Source organism: Candidatus Babeliales bacterium (assembly GCA_016929235.1).
Lineage (GTDB): Bacteria > Babelota > Babeliae > Babelales > JABCYS01 > JAFGJD01.
Window position 1 is genome coordinate 51,482 of the sequence record JAFGJD010000004.1, and the last position, 12,198, is coordinate 63,679.

The window sequence follows — 12,198 nt, forward strand, 5'->3', positions numbered from 1 at the left end:
CTATGGCACGATACATCTAGGTCTTGTACTATATTCTGGGTTTCTTATGAGTGAGACCCTATTTTTGCTTTTTTTCTTGGCTTCTCTTTATTTCTTTTTACCATACGCCGAACCGTTTTTTTGCCGGCTGTATCCTATACCAAAATCGCTAATAGCCCTTTTTTTAGCAGGAATACTATTAGGTATCGCATCAATGATACGACCTGTTGGACAGTATTTGATTATTGTAGCCTGCTTACTTCTCTTATTCTCATGGAACCACTGGAAAGAAGTCCTCAAACGAATTGCGGTTTTTTGTTCTGGCTGGGTGGTAGTAGTTGCACCGTGGCTTATTAGAAATTGGCTACTCACAGGCTACATCTTTTTTCACACTCTCGGTGGAGGCCATTTTTTAACGCTATCGGCCGCACGCGTAGTCATGCAAGAACGACAGTGTACATATGAGGAATCACTCGCGGCTCTTCGCAGAGAATTAGACAATAAAGTCATTACGCAACAAAACACTCTTAACCGACCTCTACAGGAAATTGAAGTATGTTGTTGTGGAGAGCAATTATCTGTGGAATATTTTAAACGCTATCCTCTTACATCAATCAAATTATGGATACATGACCTCACAAAAACAGTCTTAGGTCTTTATTCATCAGAGCTTCTCTATCTTGCATCAGGCAAACAACATGAAGATTTTTTTACAAAAGATAGAACACTCTTATCATGTTTCATTCGTTACCTACATCCCAAAACTCATCCTTGGTCTCTTAAGATTATTATTTGGCTTGAAACACTGCTGTATTTACTCATTCTCGTTGGATTATTTTTACAATTTCTAGGTATTATTATACACCTCATCAGTTCTTATCGATTTCCACCAATTGTCAGTCCATGGTTTAGAACAATGCCATTTATTGCTGCGCTCATTTTGCTTGCTTTTGTATGTGGTTACGCACGATTGAGGGTCCCAGTAGAACCGCTTTTGATCATACTTGCATGTGCATATTGGGATGCGAGATTAACACAATGAACATTAATATGATGAGCTGTCGCTATGAGGCATTACAAGACATCTGCGCAGCATATCAAACGATTCAGATACCACTCGTCGGCTTCAATGGAACACAGTATTATCCTGTGGTCACTGCAGATGATATGGGTATGTACACACTAATCCCAAAAATAGCCTCTTTTTTTTCTTGGACCTTAGATAATACTCTTAAATATTTTTTCAATACCATAACACTATGTGCTCTTCTTATTGGTCTTGTTGGATTATTTCTCCTTTATCCTTCTGTGAAGCAACGTATCATCTCAACGATTACCTTGCTCCTCATCGCAAGCATGACTTCTGAACCGCTGGATATCTACAGAATTGCACCAGCAATTACGATCGGACTCTTACCATTCACTACATACTTATTTGCCAAACAAATACGATCAAAAACAACTCCCGCATTTCTTTTTTTTGCTGGCCTGATAATAGGATTTGGAAATACTCTGCGCACGCATGCTGGAACACCTATTTTCTTTTTTATAGCAATCATGATCATATTCGAGGCAATTTCATCTCGCAGAAAAATTATCTTTTGTACATTGCTGCTCAGTGGACTTGCTATGTCAAAATTGTATTTTTCTCATCAATACAAATTATACACCCAGTATATTGAACACCATTATCCCGATACTCCGTGTGATCAAGGAACACATATTTTCTGGCATGCCGTGTATTTAGGGTTTGGGTTCCTTGAAAATCAATATCACATTACCTTTGATGATAACCTCGCAAAAGAGCGAGTATCAAAGGCAACCCATGAAACAATATACCCATCTGAAAAGAGTGAACATTTTCTAAAGAATGAAGTAATAACTCTTATCAAAACGAACAAGAAATTTGTGCTTTACACGCTTTTTTCCAAGATAGGGATTCTCCTTTTATTCCTGCTGGCATTCGCCAATATAGGGATGCTCTGCGCTTTGCTCCCTCCATACGACTGGAAAACACTCGCTGCATGGATAGTTGCTCTAGCATTTAGCGCCCTTCCAGGTATGCTTGTCATACCGCGAGAGAACTATATGTTCGGTTTTATTACATTAGCATGCCTCTTTGGCCTGAACTATGTGAATCGTAGAAATAATCTACTTTATTCGCTCTTATTCATCGGCATTGAAGCAGTAGCATGCCACATTCTCTCAATTGAACAGGGACTTCGGTTACTTCTTATTTATTCACTGCCATTTTATTGTTGTCTCGGACTAACTATTTTATTCTTACACTTCATTACCAAACAAGTGAGGCTACAATGACACCACTGCCGATTATGGAATCTCGCTATCTTGTTTTGCAAAAAACATTCGCAGCATTTCAAGCAACCGGTATTCCTCTTCTTTTTGAAACTAACTCTGGATATACTCCAGCAATTACTGCTGACGATATTGGCCTTTATTGCATCATCCCCTCAATGATGCAATGGTTTTCTATTTCCCTTGAGAACGCCATTACAACATTTTTTAACGGGACAATGATCTTTTCTCTTATCATGGCAGCAATAGGATTCTTTCTCTCTTATAAATCATGGGTCACACGAAGCATCGTCCTTATGGGGCTAGCACTAACTGCTCAATCCATGCTTCCCACCATGGATGTATATCGGATCTCTGGAACGGTCATCTTCGGAACATTACCTCTCTTTTTGTACTTTATTCGCAAGAATCACACTTCACTATGGTTGTATCCATTTCTCGTCTATGCTGGACTGTATGCAGGCCTTGCCCAGTACATACGTATTCATTCTGGAACAAACATCATTCTTTTTATTGTTCTATGTCTTCTGCTTCATACAAAGTTCAATATTACAAAGAAGCTCTTGCTCATCTGTACATTTATGTTCGGCTTTGTATTGAGTAGCTCATATTTTATGTATCAATGGCACAAGCATGTTATTTATATTGAGCAACATCTACCAGAACATCACGCTGATAAAGGAGCACATGTTTTTTGGCACCAGGTTTATTTAGGATTCGGCTTTCTGCAAAATGATTATAACATACAATATGATGACCATGTAGCAGATATGAAGGTACAGTCAATTTGCCCCAATACTCCATATCCATGCAAAAAAAGCGAACGTTTATTACGCGAGGAAGTCTTTAAACTCATACTAGAACATCCCATCTTTGCCTTGTATACCTACAGCGCAAAAGTCGGCATTTTACTACTTCTTTTGTTCTTATTTGCAAACGTAGGCTTGTTAGCGGCATGGTTGTATCGCAAACCGTGGTACATAGACCTTGCCTTTATTGCCACCCTTTCATTTAGTGCTCTTCCCGGACTCCTGACTATACCAACCATTTTCTACTTGCTTGGATTCACAGCATGTGCCACACTGTATGGGCTCACCAGTATTGGAGATGCAGTTGAGCATAATATTCGGAAAAAAGCACTGAGCTAATTCTCATGAACCATAAGGATGAAAAATCATTTTTTACTGGTACAGCAAGGCCTTTCACAGATAAAGATCTGATTCAGTCAGGCGCATACACACAACATAAGGCGCCTTTTAGCCAAACCATGAATCACCCCGCAGTTTCACTCGTTCTCCCCGTATACAACGAAGCAGAATCACTTGAACGATTCTTTAATACAGTATTTTCTATCATGAACTTACTTCCCTACACCTATGAATTCATCTTTATAGATGATGGTAGCTCAGATAGTTCATGGGATATCCTGACCATGCTGGCACATAAAAATCCACAGGTAAAAGTGATACAATTATCAAGAAATTTTGGGCATCAAATAGCCCTCACTGCTGGATATGATTACGCATCGGGCGATGCAATTATATCAATGGATACAGATCTTCAGCACCCGCCAGAACTTATTCCTCAACTCTTAGAAAAATGGCAATCTGGCTATAACATTGTCTACGCACGCAAACGTAATAACGAAGAGTCATTCCTGAAAAAATATACATCAATTCTATATTACAAATTATTACAAAGCATCAGCTCCATTATCATACCTGAAAAAGTAGCCGACTTTCGCTTGATCGACCGAGAGACACATGACCATATGCAAAAATATCGAGGGAAAACACGCTATCTTCGTGGACTTGTGAGCTGGACAGGACTTTCATTTACGTTTGTTGACTTTACATGCCAGAAACGTACAGCAGGAACATCGGGTTATTCGCTAAAAAAAATGTTCTCTCTTGCATGGGATGGGATCACGACCTTCTCAACGCTTCCCCTTAACCTCAGTTTGTATATGGGCTTTCTCATGCTTTTTATTTTTCCATGGCTTATTCTTTGGATAGAACCATCTTTCGGACTTGCAGCCCTGTATTGTACAACCAACATGACTTTCTTTTTCATCTGGATCTTAGGCGCCTACATCAGTAGAATCCATCAGGGGGAATTGGGGCTCTCGTTATACATTGTTCAATCTACAATCAATCTTCATTCATATTGATCGTTTCACTAACAATGTATAAAGGTCGTCCTTTTGCTTCTTCATAGATGCGGCCAACATATTCTCCAAGAAACCACAAAGCAACACATTGGAAACCTATGCATAATAAAATGATCACGGAGAGCCATATCGAACCGGTGTATGGTCCATGAAACAACAAGGCCGATATCATCATATAACTTAGAGTTATACCTGATCCAAGAAGAATAAGTAAGCCTATATAGCCAACGATCTTCATAGGGAAGATGGAAAAACCAGCAAGACCATCAAGCGCCAATGTAAACATCTTTTTGAGACTGTATCCAGACACTCCATGCTTGCGATTTGGCCGTACAAAGTCAACATATGCACACTTAAAACCAATCCATGCAACAAGACCACGTAAATAGCGTGCATGTTCACGACAGGACATTAAAACATCAAGAGCTCTTTTGCTTACCAATCGAAAGTCACCAACATTCCTTGGAATTCTGACATCAGACACCGCATCCAAGATTTTGTAGTAAACCGAGGCTGTCAACTTTTTGAAAAGCCCATCATTTCGATCTAATCGGCGGGCATATACAATATCCGATCCCTCTTCCCACTTTCTGATCATGTGCAAAATAACTTCAGGCGGATCCTGTAAGTCAGCATCCATGGAAATAATAGCTTCTCCCCTGGCACAATCATAACCAGCTGTTAACGCCATTTGATGCCCAAAATTTCTGCTAAAATTAATTCCCTTTACTCTATTATCGTTGGTCCCCAAGTTAATGATTACATCCCAGGTTGCATCGCCACTGCCATCATTGACTATGATCATCTCGAATTCATAAGGGCGTTGCTTCATAACGGCACAGAGCCGTTCATATAAAAACGGAAGATTGCGTTCTTCGTTGAAAGCGGGGATAACAAAAGAAATCATTGACACCATTCTCTGTTTCGCAGATCAAGAATTGTTATTATCAACGCGTTTAAGCAAGCTAGTGCAAAGCATAAGTAAAATCATCCGAGACGACAATCGGAAAATGGATTTTTGATTCCTCATAATCATACTCTCTCCTTAAGAAGATACATCTCCTTATAGATGGGCGATTGTTCATACATTTTGTTAAATTCATCCCTATATATTACATCCTTCCATCCAAAAGGAATAACCACTTTAGGCCTTTTTGCAATGATTACAGCCATAGCATCAAATGGGTAATCGCGCATAGTTTGATATACACGCATGCCATTAGAAAAAAACCACCAATAGAATGCATCATCTCTAAAAAGATTCCCACAAATAGTATCATCCAGTACACAGTCAGAATCATTTGTTAGAGAGTGAATATATTCAACTCGCGCAATATCAGAATCCGATGAACAGCGAAACGCCCTGTATATGGAATACATTGGATTAGCACACGTAAACAATACAACAAATGCCATAACAAAGGCTCTATAAGAAAAAATTTCATATAAACCTGCTGCAGCAAGAATAGAAACAAACGGCATTGCAATACCAAAATACTGAGGAAATGAACAAGGAGTATAGAGAAGAATCGCTGCCAATACACATGAAATGTATGTTGCATACCAGATGACCTGATTTTTCTTTCCAAAAATCAAAAAAAAGAAGTAGTAAAACCAATGAAGGGTATTCTCTCGTAAAGCTTGCAAATACGTTTTCCATGGGGCGACATAAGACATTGCAGCATTAAGTAGCCAACACAGATCAATATACCTTAGCCAGCAACCTTTCCATATGAGGTAGAGCGCGTAGAGCACAATAGGGGTAAACCCATACAAAAATGCCCAAACCACATCTTTCACACGAATCTTACGCTGTATTATCATCCATATAAACAGAATCCCCATCCAGCTAATAAGAAAGACCGCCTTTTGTAAGAACAAAAATGAACACCCCAATAAGAAACTGCCTATACATAAATCGAGTAACTTATGAGATTTGCTGATATAGCTAAAAATAAAATATAGCGCCCAAATACTACAGGCAATCTGTGGCGTATCAGGACGGATTTCTATAACGGTACTCATAAACATTTGTGACGTCTGCAAAAGAATCACACTAAGCAATGCTCTTTTCCCATCATACAACAACAGACTGAGCTTATAAGTTCCCCAGCACGTAAGAAAAAAGATACCAATCATCAAGTAGCGCAAAGCAAATATAAGATTAGTAGAACACCCACACATCCAAAAAACCGGCTGTACTAGATAATATAAAAATGGGTGGTGGTGCTGAAAGAAATCAAGATAAACTTCATGTCCTTTGAAAATATGATACGCCGAATGAATTGCCTCAAACTCATCAACAGTAAATTGTCTAAACGGCGCAAAGGCTAGTATACAAAGCGACCAGATAACACAAACATATCTTAAAATCGTCCACCACGGCATTCTCTCCAGATATACCAAAACCTTATCGAGAGAATTCATATTATATCTTCTGCATATGTTCTGGCTTTAGACCCCTTGTTTTCTGATGTTCCTTGATATGCCATTGCCAAGCAGTTTCTACTACGGTATCAAGAGCTCCATATCGAGGAGTCCACCCCAAAATGCGTTGTGCCTTTTCGTTAGATCCCACGAGAATCGGAGGATCGCCAGGACGTCGTTCTTGATACACAACAGGAAAGTCACGGCCACTTACTTTCTTCACTGATTCGATGACTTCGTTCACTGAGTAGCCCGAGCCATTCCCGAGATTAAATGAGTCGCTTTGATGTCCTGTCTCCAAGTATTGTAATGCCTTGTGATGCGCATCTGCCAAATCTGTCACATGAATATAATCTCGAATACATGTACCATCCCTTGTAGGATAATCTGTGCCAAACACAGCAATCTTGTCTCGCTTGCCAAGTGCGGCTTCACACACTAATGGAATTAAGTGAGTTTCAGGATCATGTCGCTCACCAACATCGCCATCAAGATCGGCTCCCGCCGCATTGAAATAGCGTAAATTAACATGCCGTATTCCATATGCATGCTCATAATCTTTGAGAATCGTTTCAACCATGAGCTTAGTTCTTCCATATGGATTGATCGGTTTTTGTTCTTCTGTTTCTACAATAGGAAGTTTTTGTGGCATGCCGTATGTTGCACAGGTAGATGAAAAGATAATCTTCTTCACATCATACTCACGCATTACATCCAAGAGATTCAATACGCAGGCAACATTGTTATGATAATACTTTGAAGGATCACTCACTGATTCGCCAACATATGCATACGCCCCAAAATGCACCACCGCATGTATGGGATATTTCGCAAAGCATGTTCTGAGTTGTTCCTTGGAGACCATATCACCTAAGAAAAATGAACCCCATTTCACAAACTCTCTATGTCCATGAACAAGATTGTCAAACACAACCGTTTCATAACCCAAATGATGTAGTAACTTGTTAGTATGGGAGCCAATATACCCGGCACCACCAATGATTAATATCACACGTAACTCCTCTTTAATTGCGTGCGCCAGTTTAGCGAAAAGAATGAGATAATGAAAGAATCTTAGATTGAACCCCTTGTTTGAAAAAAATAAGGAGACATGATATTAATTCATCACATTGAATCAATGTTTAGAAGGTAGATATGAAAGAATCTTCACTTCGCTGTTGCGTTGTTGGTGCAGGTTACGTTGGTCTTGTAACTGGAAGTTGTCTTGCTCGATATCACAATGTAACTCTTGTTGAATCTGACGATGCAAAACTAAAAACACTTCGTCGCAAACGCATTCCCTTTCATGAGCCAGGACTCTCGGAATTACTCCAAGAATCATCAGTACAAAACCACCTCTCCTTCACTAATTCACTCTCAGAAGCCTTACATAAAAATCCCCATGTCATTTTTATTTGCGTTGGCACACCATCGCTAGCAGATGGCAACGCAGATTTATCTGCAGTCTATTCAGTAGCACAAAACATCGGAACACACGTACAAAACGACTGCCTCGTCGTGAATAAATCAACTGTTCCCATTGGTACAGCACAGCGAGTTTTGGATATTATTTGCAACCAAACGAATCATAATGTCACAGTTGCATCAAATCCTGAATTTCTCCGGCAAGGAACCGCAGTTACGGATTTTCTTAATCCTGATCGCATTGTGGTTGGTGTAGATTCTGAATCCTCTAAAACCTTGTTGTTTCAGATATATCAACCATTTTTACAAAATCATGAGCAGTGGATTGTCATGGACATTGCCTCAGCTGAGTTATGCAAATATGCAGCAAATGCAATGCTTGCATCGCGGATAAGTTTCATGAACGAGCTTGCCCGACTTGCAGATGTTGTTGGCGCTGATATTAATCAAATTTCCCGCGGAATAGGAAAGGATCCAAGAATTGGTTCGCTCTTTCTTAAGGCAGGAATTGGTTATGGAGGAAGTTGCTTTCCCAAAGATGTAAAGGCACTTGCATATATGGGAAAACAAAACAATCTTACGATGCCTCTTACACGAGCTATAGACGATGTAAATAACACCCAACTTGACTGGTTCTTTTCAAAATTATTGCATCATTATCAAGGATCACTACGGAATAAACACATTGGAATTTGGGGACTTAGTTTTAAGCCTGATACAGATGACACTCGATCCTCTTCAGCAATCAATTTAATAGAAAAATGTCTAGAATATGGGGCCCATGTCATTGCATATGATCCTATTGTATCAATGCATGTAAAACACTTAGACATAACCCTTGCTCCTCATGCTCATGAAGTATTACACAGCTCTCATTGTCTAGTGGTTCTCACAGAATGGCAGGAATTTCTCACCATTAAACCTCAGGAATTTCTTGCACTCAAAGATCAAATCATTTTTGATGGAAGAAACTGTTTAAATAGCGCTCGTCTTGCAGAATGCGGCCTTAGGTATCATGGCATAGCACACAGTGTATCCCGGCAGCCAATACAAAAAGGATCACAAGAAAATTAATCAACTTTCGGTCGCCTACAACATGATGTCGCTATCATATACTGTCTATAAATCCATTCGGACCAACCTATCGGACGTATAAATGTAGGATCAATGCAACGGACCAAGTTTTGTACTACATCACCCTCTGTAAATGGCTTACGAGCACGTGCAACTTCTTGGAGTATTTGTTGCGCATCACTTTCACCATCTCGCCGTCCAGCCTCCTCATCAAAAAATACTCCGGCATGTACCTTAAATCTTGCCACATAAGAAGCTACCGTACTAGAGAGTGCATTTATCTGAGCAGGATCTTGTACCAGTGCAGCTACTTTTCTGATAGCTCTATCCTTATCTTGAGCTGCTACCCGCTCAAGTATTGCCGCTAATACCGCTCCCCCAGGAACGTGACTACCAAGACCTCTTATTCCCCTAGCAATCGCCTCTGCGGGATGAAAGGAGACATTAGCAACAAGCCCAGAACGTATGGTTTTAGCCGCCAAAATAGTATCAGTCAAACGATCTCTCAACGCTTCTGCGTATGCTCTTACTTTATGATCCTCCATTGTTTGATTAATTTCTGCAAGATCCCGCGGTGTTGAACCCTCGGGCACATAATACCTATGGAAATAGGGTTGCGTAGTCCGACATTTATCAGATGCACCAAGACTTCTTAAGAGCTTTGCAGCATCTTGATAATGATACTCTTCTGCCTTATGGAGTGGCGTCATGCCATCCTCGTCGCCCAGATTTAAGTTAGCACCAGCTTCTTTGAGTAAACGTATCATTGCCAAATGATCTTCTTCAGAAACATCTTGTAGCCGTGGAAACATGCCCAACAAAGGGGTGGCGCCATATGCTGATACCACATTCACATTTGCATTGTGTTCAATTAAGGCTCTGGCTATAGCCTGCAACCCATGTGCAGCTGCAGTATGCAAGGGCGTTCCACAAGGCAGCTCATCACCGGAAACTGTTACGACCGCCTGCACATTAACGTTAGCCCCTCGCCCCAGCAACTCATCGACTACTGTAACCTGCTCTGATTCAACTGCATAATGAAGTGGCGATTTCATGATCCTATTTCCCCAACCACTCCTATCCAGCCCATCTATATCTATCAGACGTCCCCGCCAATCTTTCCCCCGATCTAATAATTCTCTAACTCTCTCAATGTCACCTTTTTGTGCAGCATCATGGAGTGGTCCCGCAAATACTAATAATTGTAATGTAAGTAAATATCCACATATCATTATTTTTTTTACTATCGACATCATAATATCCTGTGTCAGTAATATTATTTTTCTTCGTGGTATTCTTTTTCGGTATTAACGCTCCAGATATGTGACTTACTGGTATCACCAGATATGACAGAATCAACAGCCGTCATTGCGGTTAACATAGAATGATCCTGGTTATTGTATCGATGCATACCATTGCGACCGATGAGGAATAAATTTGAGAACGTATCTAAATAGGATCGCAACTCATCAAATCGATTATAAGTCCCAAAATATGCAGGATATGTTTTTTCAACACGTAAGACAGTCCCATCAAGAACATCTTCTTTATTCAAAATACCGATTTTTTCCATTTCACCTGCACCAAATGCAATCAATTCATGATCCTTCATATTCCAGAGCTCATCACCCTCTTGACAGAAGTACTCCAGACCTATCCATGCTGTTTCTGGATCGGCAACCATGTATGGACTCCAGTTGTTAAAAATCTGCAAGCGCCCTACCGTCACATCAGGCTCTTGTATATAGATCCAATTATCTCGCACACCAACTCGAGATGTATTTCCTTTGTCGCGAATTTTCAACTTGTTGCACAGTAAACCAACAGTAATAAAGTCGCGATACATTAACCCGGAGCCGATCATACGCATTTCATCAGGAACAGTATTACCAAGCGACTCAATCAGTTCTTGAACGGGCATTGTTGAAAAAACATAGTCACCATGAATTGTTTCAATCTCATTGGTCTCGGAATTCAGAACATCCACCCCAGTCAGTTTACCGTCTGAACTATGAATCTTCACAATCTTTCTATGCAGCAATACCTGGCCACCCTGATTGTGCACCTGACGAGCAACCTCTTCCCACATCTGACCTGGACCATATTTGGGATATAAAAATTGCTCAATTAATGTTGTCTCAGTTTCTTTTTGGGCAACATCGGTTGTTTCTTTTGGCAAAAGGCTTTTAGCAAAATGTTTAATCGCTGTAGCAATAGAAAGACCTTTGATTCTCTGAGCCCCCCACTCTGGACTTATCTTATCGCATTCTATTCCCCATACTTTTTCCGTATACGATTTAAAAAATGTCTGGTAAAGCTCGCGCCCAAACCTATTAATAAAAAAGTGCTCTAAATGCTGCTCATTGCGAATAGGAAATGCAAGACTCCTCATATAACTCATGCCCATTTTTGTTGTTTTCACAAATCCAAGTTGCCTTATAGTTGTTGGAGTTAATTTGAGCGGATAATCAAAAAATTGTCGCGTAAAATATATGCGAGACTTACGCTGACGAACCAGCATGAGATCATCACGTTCCGTAGGATCAACATCATGCAATGTTTGAAATGGCAATATTTTATCCCACCATGTCATCACACGGTCAGATTTAGAAAAAAAGCGATGGCCCCCTATATCAATTCTATTGCCCTTATAATTAACTGTCTTTGAGATGCCACCAATGTGACCACTTTTTTCGAAAACAATCGGAGCAACGTCTGTTTTTTGCAATAGTTCATATGCAGCGGTAAGCCCCGCTGGGCCTGCCCCAATAATCAATGCTTTTTTCTTACTCATATCCATCTCACTT

Annotated in this window: 10 protein-coding genes; 5 read left to right on the top strand and 5 right to left on the bottom strand. The window is 40.1% G+C overall.

What is annotated here, in order from left to right:
• Positions 1-193 precede the first annotated feature (193 nt).
• From JW872_00810 to JW872_00825, 4 genes are read left to right on the top strand one after another with little or no spacing between them, the layout of a single operon-like run.
• Positions 194-1,021, top strand: a complete 828-nt coding sequence (locus tag JW872_00810; protein ID MBN1549181.1) for a hypothetical protein — start codon at positions 194-196, stop codon at positions 1,019-1,021.
• Positions 1,022-1,029: 8 nt separating this feature from the next.
• A complete protein-coding gene (locus JW872_00815; GenBank protein MBN1549182.1) occupies positions 1,030-2,298 on the top strand; it encodes a hypothetical protein in 1,269 nt (422 codons plus the stop codon).
• Entirely contained in the window at positions 2,295-3,443 is a 1,149-nt protein-coding gene (locus JW872_00820; GenBank protein ID MBN1549183.1) for a hypothetical protein, read from the top strand. The genes JW872_00815 and JW872_00820 overlap by 4 nt, the downstream gene beginning before the upstream one ends.
• 5 nt (positions 3,444-3,448) lie before the next feature.
• Positions 3,449-4,465, top strand: a complete 1,017-nt coding sequence (locus JW872_00825; protein MBN1549184.1) for a glycosyltransferase family 2 protein — start codon at positions 3,449-3,451, stop codon at positions 4,463-4,465.
• Here JW872_00825 and JW872_00830 read toward each other — a convergent pair.
• The 3 genes from JW872_00830 to galE all read right to left on the bottom strand — a co-directional run bounded on the left by JW872_00830 (position 4,446) and on the right by galE (position 7,904).
• A complete protein-coding gene (locus tag JW872_00830; GenBank protein MBN1549185.1) occupies positions 4,446-5,372 on the bottom strand; it encodes a glycosyltransferase family 2 protein in 927 nt (308 codons plus the stop codon). The genes JW872_00825 and JW872_00830 overlap by 20 nt on opposite strands.
• Positions 5,373-5,497: 125 nt before the next feature.
• On the bottom strand, positions 5,498-6,892 hold the full coding sequence (locus JW872_00835) for a glycosyltransferase family 39 protein (protein ID MBN1549186.1): 1,395 nt from the start codon (positions 6,890-6,892) through the stop codon (positions 5,498-5,500).
• Position 6,893: 1 nt separating this feature from the next.
• Positions 6,894-7,904: a UDP-glucose 4-epimerase GalE gene (gene galE, locus JW872_00840; GenBank protein MBN1549187.1), complete on the bottom strand. Its 1,011-nt coding sequence runs from the start codon at positions 7,902-7,904 to the stop codon at positions 6,894-6,896.
• Between the two features lie 143 nt (positions 7,905-8,047).
• Between galE and JW872_00845 the strand changes: the two genes are divergently transcribed.
• Positions 8,048-9,391, top strand: a complete 1,344-nt coding sequence (locus JW872_00845) for a UDP-glucose/GDP-mannose dehydrogenase family protein (protein ID MBN1549188.1) — start codon at positions 8,048-8,050, stop codon at positions 9,389-9,391.
• On the opposite strand, the gene JW872_00850 is transcribed toward JW872_00845, so the two are convergent.
• The gene (locus tag JW872_00850; GenBank protein MBN1549189.1) at positions 9,388-10,647 is read right to left on the bottom strand and encodes an ankyrin repeat domain-containing protein; all 1,260 of its coding nucleotides are present in this window, start codon (positions 10,645-10,647) and stop codon (positions 9,388-9,390) included. The genes JW872_00845 and JW872_00850 overlap by 4 nt on opposite strands.
• Before the next feature lie 20 nt (positions 10,648-10,667).
• On the bottom strand, positions 10,668-12,185 hold the full coding sequence (locus tag JW872_00855; GenBank protein MBN1549190.1) for an NAD(P)/FAD-dependent oxidoreductase: 1,518 nt from the start codon (positions 12,183-12,185) through the stop codon (positions 10,668-10,670).
• Positions 12,186-12,198: the final 13 nt, after the last annotated feature.

Coding starts and splice junctions, on each gene's coding strand:
- JW872_00835 (MBN1549186.1), bottom strand. CDS start 6,892: ATGAATTCTCTCGATAAGGTTTTGGTATATCTGGAGAGAATGCCGTGG.
- JW872_00830 (MBN1549185.1), bottom strand. CDS start 5,372: ATGATTTCTTTTGTTATCCCCGCTTTCAACGAAGAACGCAATCTTCCG.
- JW872_00850 (MBN1549189.1), bottom strand. CDS start 10,647: ATGATGTCGATAGTAAAAAAAATAATGATATGTGGATATTTACTTACA.
- JW872_00855 (MBN1549190.1), bottom strand. CDS start 12,185: ATGAGTAAGAAAAAAGCATTGATTATTGGGGCAGGCCCAGCGGGGCTT.
- JW872_00845 (MBN1549188.1), top strand. CDS start 8,048: ATGAAAGAATCTTCACTTCGCTGTTGCGTTGTTGGTGCAGGTTACGTT.
- JW872_00815 (MBN1549182.1), top strand. CDS start 1,030: ATGATGAGCTGTCGCTATGAGGCATTACAAGACATCTGCGCAGCATAT.
- JW872_00825 (MBN1549184.1), top strand. CDS start 3,449: ATGAACCATAAGGATGAAAAATCATTTTTTACTGGTACAGCAAGGCCT.
- JW872_00810 (MBN1549181.1), top strand. CDS start 194: ATGATACGACCTGTTGGACAGTATTTGATTATTGTAGCCTGCTTACTT.
- JW872_00820 (MBN1549183.1), top strand. CDS start 2,295: ATGACACCACTGCCGATTATGGAATCTCGCTATCTTGTTTTGCAAAAA.